Origin of the sequence: Ilumatobacter nonamiensis YM16-303, assembly GCF_000350145.1 — a bacterium.
Lineage (GTDB): Bacteria > Actinomycetota > Acidimicrobiia > Acidimicrobiales > Ilumatobacteraceae > Ilumatobacter_A > Ilumatobacter_A nonamiensis.
This window is the reverse complement of the sequence record NZ_BAOL01000247.1, coordinates 1-13,688: the sequence shown is the minus strand read 5'-3', so window position 1 is coordinate 13,688 and position 13,688 is coordinate 1. Positions and strand designations below refer to the sequence as shown.

The following is a 13,688-nucleotide window of genomic DNA, read 5'->3' as shown; positions in this document are numbered from 1 at the left end:
CATCGCCGACTACAACTTCCGACGCGGGTGGTCCTCGATCACCGACATCGACCTCGACGGAACCGGCGCCGATGAGATCCTCTACTACGACTGACCCGGTTCGAACCGGTCGTGGTCCGGACCGGCGATCGTTCCGCCCCCGCGCTAGGTTCTCTGCCCGATGAACCACCACGCTGTCGACGGAACCGTGCTCGTCACCGGCGGTGCCGGGTTCATCGGATCGCACACCGTTCGCTCGCTTCGCGATGCCGGTCGCGACGTCGTCGTGCTCGACTCCCTCGAGTTGGGTCGTCGTGAGGCGGTGATCGACGCACCACTGGTCGTCGGCGACATCCACGATCGGGATCTGGTCACCGCGACGTGCAACGAGCACGGCGTGACCCAACTCGTCCACTTCGCCGCCTACAAGGCGGTCGGCGAGTCCATGGACAGCCCAGCGAAGTACTGGCGCAACAACGTGGCCGGCACGGTCGATCTCGTCGAAGCCTGCATGGCTTCCGGAGTGAACCACGTCGTCTTCTCCTCGTCCTGCTCGGTGAACGGAACGCCCGACGTGGTACCGGTGACCGAAGACGCACCGATCCGACCCGAGTCGGTGTACGCCGAGTCGAAGGCGATGGTCGAGCGGATCCTGTACTGGTACGGCCACACCAGTGATCTCCGTTCGGTCAGCCTCCGCTACTTCAACGCCGCCGGAGCGAGTTTCGACGGGCGGATCGGCGAGGACTGGACGTACTCCCAGAATCTCGTCCCGCTGGCGATGAAGGCGTTGCTCTTGGACGACCGACGCCTGAAGGTGTTCGGCAACGACTACGACACGCCCGACGGCACCTGCATCCGCGACTACATCCACGTCGCCGATCTGGCCGACGCCCACGTTCGCGCTCTCGACTACCTCGGACGAGGAGGCGACACCGTCGCGATCAACGTCGGGACCGGCGTCGGGTCGTCGGTGCTCGACGTCGTGAACGCCACCGCCGAAGTGGCAGGCCAACCCGTGCCGTACGACATCGCACCACGCAGAGCCGGCGATCCCGTCACCACCTTCGCCGACCCGACCCTCGCGCTGGAAGCACTCGGATGGCGAGCGCAGTACGGACTCCGCGAGATCGTCGACACGGCGTACGCCTGGCACCTCAGCCAGGTCGATGCCGGCCGCTGACGGATTCCTGCCGACCGTTCAGCCGGCCGCTGCGCTGGGGTGATGCTGAACCGAGCGCATGCGGTCGAGCCAGCCGAGCAGGATCGCAATCGCTCGCGGGTCGTGACGGAGCCGGTGGCCGGCACCTTCGAGCAAGCTGAGCTCTGCATCGCCGTGGGCGTTCACGAGTTGCCGGGCGTCTGACACTGGAACGCTGTCGTCCTCGTCACCGTGCATCACCAGCATCGGGCGCGGTGCGAACCGGCGGGCCGAGGCGACCGGACGGAACCGGCGGAACTCGCGTGCCCACTCGTCGGTCGACGCCGGGAACTTGCGGTCGTGGATCGCACCGATCTCGCGGGCGTGCTCGAGAAACCGACGCGGGTGCTGCGCCCAGTCGTCGAAGTCGGCCCGCGGGCTGAGCAGGCCGACCGCGGCCACTCGGGGGTCGTCGGCGCCGACGCACACGGCGATCGAGCCGCCGGTGTTGGTGCCGACCAGGATCACCCCGCTCGGATCGCTGACCGTCAACAGATGCGAGATCGCCGCGCGCAGATCGTCGATCCAACCCTGGAGCGAGAAGTCGCCCTCGCTGTTGCCACAGCCGCGGAAGTTGAAGGTGAGCGTCACACAGCCGAGCGTGCTGGCCATCCGGTCCATCAGCTGCGGGAACGTGCCGGCCGACCGCTCCGCGTCGAGGGTCTCGATCGGGAACCCGTGACACAGGATCACCCCGGGTCCGGGCTGCACATCGCCGGGAGGTCGTCCGATGTGGCACGCCAGTTCCAGTCCGTTCGAGACGAACGTGGAGTCCATGCCCGGCATCGCAGCGACCCTCGAATCCGCTCAGCTCAAGATCGCGGCGTGCGCAACATGCGCTTCTTGCCGGGAGTGGCGAGGGTGTATCCCCGGTTGCGCGCCTCGTCCAGCGTGTCGGGTCCGAACCCGAGACCGACGCCCGCGTCGACGAGTTCGTTCACGACGTCGTCGTCCTCCCACGTGGTGAGGTCGTAGACCAGCTGCGTCCGCTTGTCGCCGATGAAGCGGAAGCCTTCGAACTTCGGATGATGATCCATCGAACTCGATCGTATCCGAGCCATGGGTCGACGACCCCGCTCAGGCGTGGAGGATGCGGAGCGCTCCCGGGCGGACCGCGTAGGTCAGCCGGTCACCCGGCTCGTCGACGTCGCCATCCCGCTGTGTCGCAACAGGTCGGTCCCACGCGACCTCGACCGTCGTCGCCTGCGCACGGACCATGTCCGCCGGTGCGACCTGACGACCGACGGCGAGTCGTGCGAGGTCCACGACGGTTCGCCAGAGCGAGCCGGTTCGCACCACCACCACGTCCAGGACACCGTCGTCAAACCGTGCGTCGGGTGCGACGTCGAAGCTCTCGCCGCCGCGCTGGCCGAAGTTCAACACGAGCACACTCATCGCCCGACCGGCGAACAATTCGTGACCGTCGCACGTCACGGTGACCGGAACCGGCTCGTCTCGACGAAGGCGGCGCGCTCCCTCGACCAGGAACCGAACCCGGCCCAGCATCGAATCGCTGTGATCCTCCCCATCACCGATCACCGCGGCGTCGTACCCGCTCGAGGCGTTGAGCACGAAGACCCCGGCCTCGGTTTCTCCGACGTCGATGGAACGGCTCCGCTGCGCGTCGAGCGCGGCGATCGTGTCATCCGGCGTGTCGAGATCGAGTACGTGGTTGACGAGGTTGACGGTGCCGTTCGGAACGGGTGCGAGCACCGTGTCGTGATCGTCGACGGACAGCAGTCCCTGGGCGACCAGGTTGACGGATCCGTCGCCGCCGACCGAGCACACCGCCGTCGAGCCGGTTCTCGCCGCGTCGGCGGCAGCGGCAACCACTGCGTGGGGATCGTCGACCGTCACATGCTCGACCCTCAGCCCGCGCCGCCCGAGCGCGTCGACGAACCGACCGGCGACCTCGTCGTCGGGTCGGGAGACCACGACAACCCGCCTGGTGTCCGGCTCAGATGGTGTAGGTGAGGGCATCGAGGACCGATGTGCCCAGTTCGACGTCTCCGGAAACGTCGATCTCCCCTGCGACCGTCGCGGCATCGACCCGCCCGGCGCAACGGCGCGTCATCACACCGACCGGCAGCGTGATCGTCGTCGTCGCCGGAGCATCGAGTGCGGGCACGACAGCCGCGCGTCCGTCGACCGCGACGTGGATCCAACGGACGATCGCTCCGTCGTCCGTCAACGCGAACGTGACCGACTGACCGTCGACCGCCCCAGCACGCTTGCCCACCACGAAGCCCATCGCGGTCTCCATCTCGTCGAGGGTGACCTCGACCGCGAGACCCGCCTCGTGCCCCGGCACGCCGACCGCGTCGCGGATGTCCTGCTCGTGCAGCCAGCAGTCGAAGACGCGGATCTGCATGAACCGGCCGTACGTGTCACGACCCGCCGGTGTGAACGATTCCGCGTCCCACTCGTCCTGGGTCATCGCGGCGAGTGCGGCGAGTCGAGCCGAGGTGTACTCGCGGAAGAGCGCGAGCACGTCGTTCGGCGGGCTTGCGTGCAGGTGCTGGACCCACACCTCGTTGAATTCACCGATGTCGTTGCGCACGTGGGACGAAGCCTCACGGTCGACCGTGACCGACGGGTTCTCCACTCCGAGCAGCATCGCCTCGGTCCCGATGAGGTGCGCGACGTTGTCCTGCACGTTCCAGCCGGGCAACGGGGATGGAAGCGACCATTGCGTGTCGTCCAGACCTTCGAGCAGATCGGTGATCGATGCCCACAACTCTCCGAGTGCGGCAATGGTTCGGTCCTTCGGAACGATCGACGTCATCCCACCATCACAGCACGTCGGGCAGGAGCGCCGGTGGTTCGACCGCTCCCGGCGGAGTCGTAGTGTTGGGACATGAGTGAACCCGACACGGTCATGGGCCCGATCGAGGGCGCAACCCACCAGAGCTTCGCCGGCATGGAGATCGACGTCATGACCGCCGGTCCCGTCCGGATCAAGCGACTGGTCTACGGCGTCGGTGGGCGCTGGTCACAGCACGTCAAGCCTGTCGTGGGCACCGAGTTCTGCATGCACGCGCACGTCGGGTTCATCGCGCAGGGTCGTCTCGCCGGCGAGTACCCGGACGGCTGCACGTTCGATTTCGTCGCGCCGCAGGCCGTCTGCATCGAACCGGGTCACGACACATGGGTGGTCGGTGACGAACCGGTCGTCTTGATCCAGTTCGATTTCGAGAACGACACCGTCGAACGTCTGGGGATGCCGGACAGCCACCGGCACTGAGTCAGTCCCAGCGCCCGGACCGCCCATCAGAGCACGTCGTCGAGAGGGGCCTGCGGTCCGATCGCGCCGATCGCCTCGAAGTACTCCAGGTGCGCTTCGACGACGTTGACCGCGTCGACGTCATCGAGCAGGTCGACGTCGTTGCGTTCGGATTCACCGATCAGATACGCGGTCAACGCATCCTCGGTCACCACGACCTGTTCGTCGATCGCCTGACGCTGATCGACCACCTTGTCGGGCTGGAGGCCCTGCGCGTGGAGCCACTGCATGTGGAACATCAGCAGCTGCTCGACCTCACCGGGGGTCAGGCGGGCCTGGCTCTCGACCGGGAGTCGGTCGCACACGAAATCGGTTGCCTCGTCGAGGCGGTACACCGCCCGTGGTGCCACCGCGTCGAGGCGGTGCGCTTCACGGCCGATCACCACGGCGGCGATCGCAAACACTGCGATCGCCGCCACGATGATGAAGATCAGGAGCATCGCTCCCTACGGTACTGGGGGATCAGATCCCGATGCGCTGTGCGAGCTGCTCGCGGTGGAACGTCGGGTCACCGAACATCAGCTCGGAGCTCTTCGCACGCTTGAAGTAGAGGTGCGCCGGGTGCTCCCAGGTGAAGCCGATGCCACCGTGGATCTGGATGTTCTCGGCTGCGGCGTGGAAGTACGCCTCCGAGCAGTACGCCTTGGCGAGCGATGCGGTCGAGGCGAGCTCGTCGTTCATCTCGGCGGCGCACCACAGGCCGTAGTAGGCGGCGGACTTGGCCGACTCGACCTCGAGCAGCATGTCGGCGCACTTGTGCTTGATCGCCTGGAACGAACCGATCGGACGACCGAACTGCACGCGCACCTTGGCGTACTCGACCGCCTGCTCGAGCACCATCTGCGCTCCGCCGACCTGCTCGGCGGCGAGGCCGACGGCGACGAGGTCGAGCACGGTCGAGAGGATGTCCCAGCCCTTGCCGTCCTCACCGATGAGCGTGGCGGGCGTGTTGTCGAAGTCGAGCTTGGCCTGCTTGCGGGTCTGGTCCATCGTGGACAGGGACGTGCGGGTCAGGCCCGATGCGTCGCCCTGCACGGCGTAGAGGCTCGTGCCGGCGCCGGACTTGGCGGCGACGATGATCAGGTTGGCGACGTGGCCGTCGATCACGAACGACTTGGTGCCGCTCAGCGTCACGTCGCTGCCCGAACCGGAGGCTTCCATCGTGATGCCGGATTCGTCCCACTTGCCCGAGGGCTCGACGTAGGCGACGGTGGCGATGGTCTCGCCGGATGCGATGCCGGGGAGGTGGGCCTGCTTGGCGGCGTCGTCACCGGAGTGGATCAGCGTGTTCGCGGCGAGGACGGCGGTCGAGAAGAACGGGGCGCACAACAGCGCACGGCCCATCTCCTCGAGCACGATGCCGAGCTCGACGAAGCTGTAGCCGGATCCGCCGAACTCCTCGGGGATCGCCAGGCCCTGGAGACCCATCTGCTCGCCCATCTGCTGCCAGACCGCGGGGTCGTAGCCGTCCTCGGTCTCCATCTGCTCGCGCACGGCTTCCTCGGACGACTTGTTCTCGAGGAACGCACGAACGGTGTTGCGCAGTTCTTCCTGCTCTTCGGTGAATGCAAAGTTCATGGAGGAGATTGTGCCGGGGTTGCATCGCAATCCCAAATCTGCTTGTGTACACTTGTGGACACTCGTTCGAGCGGAATCCGTGAACTGCGTGCGGAGTTGACCGATGCCGTGCGGCGCGCCGCAGCCGGCGAACGCACCGTCGTCACCCGCAGTGGACGTCCGGTCGCGCAACTCGGTCCGCTCGACGCAGACGCACCGGCGCTCGAACGCCTCATCGGGTCCGGCGCCGTCCTCCCCCCACGTCGCACCAGCGAGTTCCGCGCCCCCGACCCGGTCCCGGTGTTCGCCGGAGTCCGCGTCGACCAGGTCCTGCGCGAGCTCCGCGGATGACTGTCCACTCCCCCGCACCACCCTCCACCTGCGTTCCCGTCGCGGATCTGCCCGGATTCCGGGCCGCAACGCGACGAGAACACGGGGTGGGAACGGAGGGCGCGGCGTGACGGTGGTGCTCGACACGTCGGCGTTGCTGGCGGTGGCGATCGACGGGCCGCAGCGGAAGGTCGTACTGGACGCGTTTGCGACGGACGACGTGTGGGCGGCGTCGGCGATGGCGCTCACCGAGGCACTGCCGGCGATCGATCGGCTCGTCGACGACCGCTTCGGACGCGCCGATCTCGAGGACGTGATCCGCCTCGTGTGGGATCACCTCCACGTCGTGCCGGTCGATCAACGTTGTCTCGACGGCGCCGCCGCGCTCGCCCGGTCGCAGCCGGTCCGGCTCAGCGACGCGATCCACTTCTCGGCCGCCGACCGTCTCCCCCGGCCCATCCACTTCGTCACGTTCGACCCCACCCACATCGGCGTCGCCCTCGGCCTCGACTTCGACGTCGTCAGCACCTGACGCCGCGGGCCACGCCCGCCTGCCAGACTGGAAACATGGCAGCACCGACGAACACGCTCCACTGGTCGAACGCCGACGTCGAGGTCCACAAGGTGGTCGTCGGGCCGGTCGAGAACAACGTGTTCATCGTCCGGTGCACACGGACGGGCGAGGCGGTCTTGATCGACGCAGCGAACGAGCACGAGCAACTCCTCGAACTGTGCCAGCGACTCGGCGTCACCCGCGTGCTCGAAACCCACGGCCACTGGGACCACATCCAGGCGGTGCCGGCGATGCGCGAGGCCGGCTACGAAGTCGCCGTCACCAAGCTCGACGCGCCGAAGCTCGCCGACGTCGGATACGACGTGTTCCTCGACGACACCGAGGTGATCGAGATCGGCAAGCTCCGCTTCCACGCGATCCACAACCCGGGGCACACGCCCGGGTCGATCTCGTTCGATCTCGCCGACACCCCGCTGCTCTTCACCGGCGACACTCTCTTTCCCGGCGGTCCGGGCAACACCAGCTTCGACGACGCCGACTTCGACACGATCATCCGCTCGATCACCGACCGCCTGTTCACGTTCCCCGACGACACGATCGTCCTCCCCGGCCACGGCCTCGACACCACGATCGGCACCGAACGCCCACACCTCGAGGAATGGATCGAACGCGGCTGGTGAGCTTGATTCAGCGCTGCGCCATCGGGTGCCTGACACCGGATGAGGCTGCAGGGTGAGGTACGACGAGCGGCCGATCGACGACACGCCGATCCACACCGCCGAGCTCCCACCGACACCGATCCGTGATCGCAACGTCCCCGCGACGGCATGGATCGAGGCTCCGGACTCGTTGCTGGAGCTCGGCGACGATCTGACCGACTCCCCCGTCGCCGAGTACAAGCGGCGGATCGGACCGTGGATCCTCTGGCGTGCCGGACCCGCCAAGCACGGCGACGCCCGCTACTGGGCCGCCCATAACACGACCGGCGCCGAGTACACGTTGCGGCTGTTCCCCGATGGAACTGCCGAAGGCGTCGGCCCGAGCGGCACCACGCACGATCGCTTTCGCGCGTGGAAGGAAGACCTCCGCGACGCGTGAACGAGGGTTGGTGATCGACACCGACCCTCATTCCTCAGGTGGTGCGTTTGCGGCTGAGGGCGTCGACGGACGAGGCAGCGAGCAGGGCCACGCCGGAGGCGATGAACTTCACGCCGGAGCTGCTGAAGTCGATGTCGTAACCGAGCAACGTCGTCTTGCCGACGAGTCCGAGGCCGTTCGGGATCAGTGCGAGCACCAACCCACCGAGCACGGCGTTCACCATCCGACCACGGCCACCGAACAGTGACGTACCACCGATGACGGCCGCGCCGACTGCGAGCAGCAGTGTGTCGTTGGCACCGGTGTTCGCATCGACGGAGTTGACCCGCGACGCCAGGAACCAACCGCCGATGCCGGCGATCACACCGGTCACGGCGAATGCCGAGAGGCGCAGCCGCTGCACGTTGATGCCGGCCCGTCGGGCCGCTTCAGCGTTGCCTCCGACCGCGTACAGATGCCGTCCGTATGCCGTTCGGCTGAGCACGAACGACAGCACGACGACCATCACGGCGAGCACCGGGATCACGATCGGCATGCCCTTGATCGGTGCCGGGGCGTTCGCGAACGCCCGGTTCTGGTTGAGCACGAACGTGATCACGCCGACGAGCACCACGGCGAAACCGACCCGCAACCACACGAGTGACATCGGTATCGCGCCGTGAGATTCGCGCTGACGACGCACTTGTGAGAGTGCGAAGAGACCGACGCCGATCGCCGACACGAGCCACGACAATCCGGGGCTCAGCGCACCCCCGACGAGGTCGTTGACCGCCTCGCTCTGGATCCGCACACTGCCGCCCTCACGGACGAGCAGCAGCAGGATGCCCTGGAACAGCAAGACGTTCGCCAACGTCACGACGAACGATGGAATCCCCACCTTCGCCACCATGAAGCCGGTGAACACACCCAGCGCGAGCGCGACGAGCATCGACATCCCGGCCGCCGGGATCAACGGCCAGTCGGCCTGGAGTCGCGTCGCCAACACCGCCCCGGCGACGCCCGCCGTGTAGCCGGCGGCGAGGTCGATCTCGCCGAGCAGCAGGACGAACGTGACCGCCATCGCGATCACGATGATCGACGACGCCTGCTCCAGGAAGTTCGCGAAGTTGAGTTTCGACAGGAAGCTGTCGGGCCGCGTCAGGCCGAAGATCGCGACGAGGACGATGATCGCCAGCACCGCGGGAATCGAACCGAGCTCGCCGCCGCGAATCCGGTCGAACGACGCACGCATCGCACCTTTCAGGTCGGCGGGGCCCTCGTCCAGAGCGAAGTCGGTGAGCGCCTGACCACCGACGGGTGGTTCGACGACCGGTGCGACGTCGGCGCCGCTCTCGGTGGAGCTCATTCGGTGATCCCTTCGGTGAGGCCGATGTCGCCGGCACGACCGGACGTGATCAGCTGCACGAGACTCTCGCGGGTCATCGTGTCGTCGTTCGGGAGGTCGGCTGCGATCCGCCCGAGGTACATCGCGCTCACCCGGTCGGCGACCTCGAGCACGTCGTTCATGTTGTGGCTGATGAGCACGACCGCGACCCCGTTGCCGGCCAGTCGCTTCACCAGGTCGAGAACCTGTTCGGTCTGTGCGACGCCGAGCGCCGCGGTCGGCTCGTCGAGCACGACCAACTGCGCATTGCCGAGCACCGCCTTGGCGATCGCCACGGTCTGACGTTGACCGCCCGACAGCGACGACACCTGCTGGCGGACACTCTTGACCGTCCGCACACCGAGCGAGGCGAGCGTCTCGCGCGCCGCCTGTTCCATCGCGTGCTCGTCGAGCACACCACGCTTGGTGAGCTCGCGGCCGAGGAACATGTTCTGGACGATGTCGAGGTTCTCGCACAGCGCGAGGTCCTGGTACACCACCTTGATCCCGAGCGCCGTCGCGGCCTTCGGGTCGTCGATGTGCGCCTCGGCCCCATCGAACCGGATCACTCCGGCGTCGATCGCGTGGATCCCGGCGATGCACTTGACGAGCGTCGACTTGCCGGCACCGTTGTCACCGATCAACGCGGTGACCTGGCCCGGATAGACCCGGAAGTCCACGTCGTGCAACACCTGGACCGGGCCGAAACTCTTGTTCAGCCCGTCGGCATGGAGCAGCGGCGGACCCGGATCGGCCGCCGACCCGTCCAGCACCCCTGATGGTTGATTCACGAATTCGTCCCCCTCAGAACACGTCGTCACGCGAAGGTGCCGACCCGACCCACCCGCAGGCGGGCCGAGTCGGCACAGACTGTCACACGGCTCGATGTCGCAGCCGCGTGAGGTGCATCACTGTTCGACGCCGGCCTCGGTGCAGGCGTCTTCGAGGCCGGCGCAGAGCTCGGCAACATCGACGAAGCCGTCGGCCGCCGGGATCTTCACGTCGTCGAAGAAGATCGGCTGGACCTCGGCCTGGATGTACGGGATCTCACCGTTCTCGTTGTCGATGGTGGCGTCGGTGTCCGGCGCCTCGCCGGCGAGCAGCGCCGCGGCAGCGGTGACCGCTCCCGTGGCCTCTTCGATGACCGGCTTGTACACCGTCATGCACTGGTTGCCCTCGAGGATCGCCCGCAGGCCTTCCAACGTGGCGTCCTGACCGGTGGTCGGAACCTGCAGGCCGGAGTCGGCGAGCACCGACTGGGCAGCGAGCGACAGTCCGTCGTTGGCGACGAGCACACCGTCGATCTCACCGTTCGCGGCGGTGAGCAGCTGCTCGAAGATCACGCCACCCTGAGCGTTGTCCCAGTCCGGAACCGCTTCCTCACCGACGGTCTCGATGCCGCTGTCGGCGATCGCGTCCTGGTAGCCCTGCTTGAACAGCGTGGCGTTGTTGTCGGTCGGCGAACCGTGGAGCTGGATGATCTTCTTGCCCTCGACGTCGCCGCCCATGCACTCGATGATTCCCTCACCCTGGGCGGTGCCCACGGCGACGTTGTCGAACGAGACGTACACGTCGGCGGAACCGCCGAGCGTGAGGCGGTCGTAGTCGATGTTCGCGACACCGGCAGCGGCTGCCTTCTCCTGGATCGCGGCACCCGACTCGGAGTCGAGGTTCACGATCGCCAGCACCCCGACGCCTTCGGCGATCATCTGGTCGGCGATCGTCGCCATCTCGTTCTTGTCACCTTCGGCGTTCTGGATGACACACTCGATCCCGGCGTCGGCACAGGCCTGCTCGATCAGCGGACGGTCGAACGACTCCCAGCGAACCGACGATGCGGAGTCGGGCAGGATGAAGCCCGCCTTGCCCCCACCGGCGGCCGCTTCGTCGCCTCCCTCTTCGTCAGCTGCAGCGTCGTCACCTTCGGCGTCGTCGGCTGCCGCGGTGTCGTCGGTGGCCGCTTCGTCACCCGAGTCGTCGGCGGCCGCTTCACTGCCCTCCGTTTCGGTCTCACTGTCGCTCGAGCCACTGTCGTCATCACTGCCGCATGCCGATGCCACGAGCGACAACGCTCCGGCCATCACCACAACGGTGCGGGTCATCTTCTTCATGTCTCCCCCTCTGGAGTCGTGCGGCCGAGTTCCCCCTCGACCGAGTTCACCTGTCCCGCCCGCACGTTTGTACGAGCCGTCAACAAATGTGGATCTCAGTGTGGGACATTCGGACCTGCTTGTCAACCACCAATTGTCAGCCAACCCGCCGGATCGGCGAGCGCCGGCGTCAACGCGAGTTCGGCAGCCCCGATCAGGAGGGCGTCGGTCCCCATCTCGGCAGCGACCACCGATGCCACTCGCTCGTCCGGACCGAATCGCCGGGCGACGAGTTCTGCGTCGAGCGCGTCGGACATGTAGGGCATCAGCGGCCCGAACAGTCCCCCGATGACGACCAGCCCAGGGTCGAGGATGTTGATCAGCCCGGCCAGTCCGACGCCGAGCCACCGACCGTTCTCGGCGAGCGCGTCCAAGGCGCGTTGCTCACCGCCCTCCGCCGCGACGACCAGCTTCTTGACCCCGGAGTTCCCCGAGTTCGGATCGAGCCCGGCGCGTTCCAGCAGAACGCGTTCGCCGATCTCGGTCTCCCAGCAGCCGACGGACCCGCATCGGCACCGCCCACCGTTGGGGTTGACCGGCATGTGGCCGATCTCACCGGCATAGCCCGACGCCCCCGGAAGGCGCGCGCCGTCGACCACGATCGAGCCCCCGACTCCGATGTCGCCGTGCACGTAGAGAACGTTGCGGTCGCGTCGCCCGACTCCGAAGCGAGCCTCCGCCATGGCGCCGAGGTCGGCTTCGTTCCCGATGGATACATCGAGCAGAACCCCCAGGCGCTGGTGGATCGCCGTACGAACGAGGTCGGCGAACGCCACGTCGGTCCAGCCGAGGTTCGGAGCGAGGACGACGTGCGCGTCACGCCCACGCACCAATCCCGGCACGGCCGCGCCCACGCCGACGAGGATGGGCGCACCATCACCGCCGACACCGATCCGCTGGGCCATCTCCGCGACCGCTTCCGCCGTGGATTCGGGCGAGTCGGCGGTTCGGTCTCCCTCGCGCTCGACGACCGAGATCGTGCGTCCATCGAGTCCGACGAGGCCCACGGCCAGACGGGTGACCGAGACATCGATGCCCAGCGCTGCGACGGCTCCCGGCACGAGTCGGACGAGCGGCGACGGGCGACCCGGACGACCCGTGGCGGCCGAGGACACCTCGTCGATGAGACCCAACTCGGCGAGCTCCGACACGAGCCCGGCCATCGTGCTGCGCGTGAGCCCGGTCGCAGCGACGAGATCCGAACGCGTCGCGGACCCGCGGCGCAGCACACCGAGGACCGACGCCAGATTGTTCTGCCGCACGTCGGCGGGTCGCAATCCGCTGTTCGTCTCCACGTTCCCTCGGCTCTCTTCGTCGGCGCGAAACCAGACCGCCCTTCTGCGCGACCTGGCGACGCGCTTGCGCGTGCTGCGTCAATTTGTCAGAGTAGTCGACAAACCTGGCCGTGTGAACCGCACACCAGCTCGCCACCCGCCGAGGAGCAACCGATGACCACGCCATTCTTTCCCGACGTCGAGTCGATCCCGTACGAGGGTTCCGACTCCGACAACCCGCTGGCGTTCCGCTGGTACGACGCCGACCGCGTCGTGGCCGGTCGCACGATGGCCGAGCATCTCCGCTTCGGCGTGTGCTACTGGCACAGCTTCGCGTGGGACGGCTCGGACATCTTCGGTGCCGGAACGTTCGACCGACCGTGGAACCCGGCAACGGCGTCGGGAGCGGCAGCAGCGCTCGAACCGATGGAGGCCGCGAGGCTGAAGATGGCCGCCGCGTTCGAGTTCTTCGAGAAGCTCGGCGTCCCGTTCTTCTCGTTCCACGACATCGACATCGCTCCCGCCGGAGCGACGTTCGCCGAATCCGCCCGCAATCTCGACGAGATGGTCGACGTCGCGGCAGAACACATGGAGCGCACCGGCACGAAGCTGCTCTGGGGCACGACGAATGCGTTCTCGCACCCGCGGTTCATGGCCGGCGCCGCGACGAATCCCGACCCCGAACTCTTCCGGTACGCGGCGGCGCAGGTCGCCCATTGCATGGGAGCGACGAAGCGACTCGACGGCGCCAACTACGTCCTGTGGGGCGGCCGCGAGGGCTACGAGACGCTGCTCAACACCGACATGAAGCGCGAGCTCGACCAGCTCGGCCGTTTCATGAACATGGTCGTCGAGCACAAGCACGCGATCGGGTTCGAGGGCACGATCCTGATCGAGCCCAAGCCGATGGAGCCGACCAAGCACCAGTACGACTACGAC

The 13,688-nt window shown here is 67.2% G+C and carries 17 protein-coding genes; 7 read left to right on the top strand and 10 right to left on the bottom strand.

Annotated features, from left to right (window positions below):
* Positions 1-160 precede the first annotated feature (160 nt).
* Positions 161-1,162 (top strand): UDP-glucose 4-epimerase GalE, encoded by a 1,002-nt coding sequence (gene galE / locus ON45_RS18695; RefSeq protein ID WP_040495963.1) that lies wholly within the window; start codon positions 161-163, stop codon positions 1,160-1,162.
* An 18-nt stretch (positions 1,163-1,180) separates the two neighbouring features.
* Here the strand turns inward: galE and ON45_RS18690 are convergent, their stop codons facing one another.
* The 4 genes from ON45_RS18690 to ON45_RS18675 are packed head-to-tail and all read right to left on the bottom strand — an operon-like array spanning position 1,181 to position 3,965.
* Entirely contained in the window at positions 1,181-1,957 is a 777-nt protein-coding gene (locus tag ON45_RS18690; protein WP_040495962.1) for an alpha/beta hydrolase family protein, read from the bottom strand.
* Between the two features lie 35 nt (positions 1,958-1,992).
* Positions 1,993-2,217, bottom strand: a complete 225-nt coding sequence (locus ON45_RS18685; protein WP_040495961.1) for a hypothetical protein — start codon at positions 2,215-2,217, stop codon at positions 1,993-1,995.
* 40 nt (positions 2,218-2,257) lie between these two features.
* Positions 2,258-3,115, bottom strand: a complete 858-nt coding sequence (locus ON45_RS18680; RefSeq protein ID WP_040495960.1) for a diacylglycerol/lipid kinase family protein — start codon at positions 3,113-3,115, stop codon at positions 2,258-2,260.
* Between the two features lie 22 nt (positions 3,116-3,137).
* Positions 3,138-3,965, bottom strand: a complete 828-nt coding sequence (locus ON45_RS18675; RefSeq protein ID WP_040495959.1) for a maleylpyruvate isomerase family mycothiol-dependent enzyme — start codon at positions 3,963-3,965, stop codon at positions 3,138-3,140.
* Positions 3,966-4,037: 72 nt separating this feature from the next.
* Between ON45_RS18675 and ON45_RS18670 the strand changes: the two genes are divergently transcribed.
* Entirely contained in the window at positions 4,038-4,424 is a 387-nt protein-coding gene (locus ON45_RS18670; RefSeq protein WP_040495958.1) for a cupin domain-containing protein, read from the top strand.
* Positions 4,425-4,450: 26 nt separating this feature from the next.
* Here the strand turns inward: ON45_RS18670 and ON45_RS18665 are convergent, their stop codons facing one another.
* Complete coding sequence (locus ON45_RS18665) at positions 4,451-4,903, bottom strand: hypothetical protein (protein ID WP_040495957.1); 453 nt, start codon at positions 4,901-4,903, stop codon at positions 4,451-4,453.
* A 22-nt stretch (positions 4,904-4,925) separates the two neighbouring features.
* Positions 4,926-6,041, bottom strand: a complete 1,116-nt coding sequence (locus ON45_RS18660; protein ID WP_040495956.1) for an acyl-CoA dehydrogenase family protein — start codon at positions 6,039-6,041, stop codon at positions 4,926-4,928.
* A 54-nt stretch (positions 6,042-6,095) separates the two neighbouring features.
* Here ON45_RS18660 and ON45_RS23240 point away from each other — a divergent pair, with 54 nt between their 5' ends.
* The 4 genes from ON45_RS23240 to ON45_RS18640 all read left to right on the top strand — a co-directional run bounded on the left by ON45_RS23240 (position 6,096) and on the right by ON45_RS18640 (position 7,962).
* Positions 6,096-6,371, top strand: coding sequence for a type II toxin-antitoxin system Phd/YefM family antitoxin (locus ON45_RS23240; RefSeq protein WP_051063358.1), 276 nt, complete (start codon positions 6,096-6,098; stop codon positions 6,369-6,371).
* A gap of 106 nt (positions 6,372-6,477) precedes the next feature.
* A complete protein-coding gene (locus ON45_RS23235; RefSeq protein ID WP_040495955.1) occupies positions 6,478-6,882 on the top strand; it encodes a PIN domain-containing protein in 405 nt (134 codons plus the stop codon).
* A 35-nt stretch (positions 6,883-6,917) separates the two neighbouring features.
* Complete coding sequence (locus ON45_RS18645) at positions 6,918-7,544, top strand: MBL fold metallo-hydrolase (RefSeq protein WP_040495954.1); 627 nt, start codon at positions 6,918-6,920, stop codon at positions 7,542-7,544.
* 52 nt (positions 7,545-7,596) lie between these two features.
* Complete coding sequence (locus ON45_RS18640) at positions 7,597-7,962, top strand: hypothetical protein (RefSeq protein ID WP_040495953.1); 366 nt, start codon at positions 7,597-7,599, stop codon at positions 7,960-7,962.
* A 34-nt stretch (positions 7,963-7,996) separates the two neighbouring features.
* On the opposite strand, the gene ON45_RS18635 is transcribed toward ON45_RS18640, so the two are convergent.
* The 4 genes from ON45_RS18635 to ON45_RS18620 form a co-directional block, all read right to left on the bottom strand.
* Positions 7,997-9,193 (bottom strand): sugar ABC transporter permease, encoded by a 1,197-nt coding sequence (locus tag ON45_RS18635; RefSeq protein WP_051063359.1) that lies wholly within the window; start codon positions 9,191-9,193, stop codon positions 7,997-7,999.
* A gap of 110 nt (positions 9,194-9,303) precedes the next feature.
* Positions 9,304-10,116, bottom strand: a complete 813-nt coding sequence (locus tag ON45_RS18630; RefSeq protein ID WP_241432248.1) for an ATP-binding cassette domain-containing protein — start codon at positions 10,114-10,116, stop codon at positions 9,304-9,306.
* Between the two features lie 117 nt (positions 10,117-10,233).
* On the bottom strand, positions 10,234-11,427 hold the full coding sequence (locus tag ON45_RS18625) for a sugar ABC transporter substrate-binding protein (protein WP_206537733.1): 1,194 nt from the start codon (positions 11,425-11,427) through the stop codon (positions 10,234-10,236).
* A gap of 131 nt (positions 11,428-11,558) precedes the next feature.
* Entirely contained in the window at positions 11,559-12,770 is a 1,212-nt protein-coding gene (locus ON45_RS18620) for an ROK family transcriptional regulator (protein WP_040495951.1), read from the bottom strand.
* A gap of 153 nt (positions 12,771-12,923) precedes the next feature.
* Between ON45_RS18620 and ON45_RS18615 the strand changes: the two genes are divergently transcribed.
* Positions 12,924-13,688 (top strand): apurinic/apyrimidinic endonuclease family protein (locus ON45_RS18615; RefSeq protein WP_040495949.1); only part of this gene is annotated, 765 nt, incomplete at its 3' end.

Excerpts from the sequence above, each read along its gene's own strand:
- galE (WP_040495963.1), top strand. The coding sequence starts at position 161 with ATGAACCACCACGCTGTCGACGGAACCGTGCTCGTCACCGGCGGTGCC.
- ON45_RS18690 (WP_040495962.1), bottom strand. The coding sequence starts at position 1,957 with ATGGACTCCACGTTCGTCTCGAACGGACTGGAACTGGCGTGCCACATC.
- ON45_RS18685 (WP_040495961.1), bottom strand. The coding sequence starts at position 2,217 with ATGGATCATCATCCGAAGTTCGAAGGCTTCCGCTTCATCGGCGACAAG.
- ON45_RS18675 (WP_040495959.1), bottom strand. The coding sequence starts at position 3,965 with ATGACGTCGATCGTTCCGAAGGACCGAACCATTGCCGCACTCGGAGAG.
- ON45_RS18670 (WP_040495958.1), top strand. The coding sequence starts at position 4,038 with ATGAGTGAACCCGACACGGTCATGGGCCCGATCGAGGGCGCAACCCAC.
- ON45_RS18665 (WP_040495957.1), bottom strand. The coding sequence starts at position 4,903 with ATGCTCCTGATCTTCATCATCGTGGCGGCGATCGCAGTGTTTGCGATC.
- ON45_RS18660 (WP_040495956.1), bottom strand. The coding sequence starts at position 6,041 with ATGAACTTTGCATTCACCGAAGAGCAGGAAGAACTGCGCAACACCGTT.
- ON45_RS18645 (WP_040495954.1), top strand. The coding sequence starts at position 6,918 with ATGGCAGCACCGACGAACACGCTCCACTGGTCGAACGCCGACGTCGAG.
- ON45_RS18635 (WP_051063359.1), bottom strand. The coding sequence starts at position 9,193 with ATGCGTGCGTCGTTCGACCGGATTCGCGGCGGCGAGCTCGGTTCGATT.
- ON45_RS18625 (WP_206537733.1), bottom strand. The coding sequence starts at position 11,427 with ATGACCCGCACCGTTGTGGTGATGGCCGGAGCGTTGTCGCTCGTGGCA.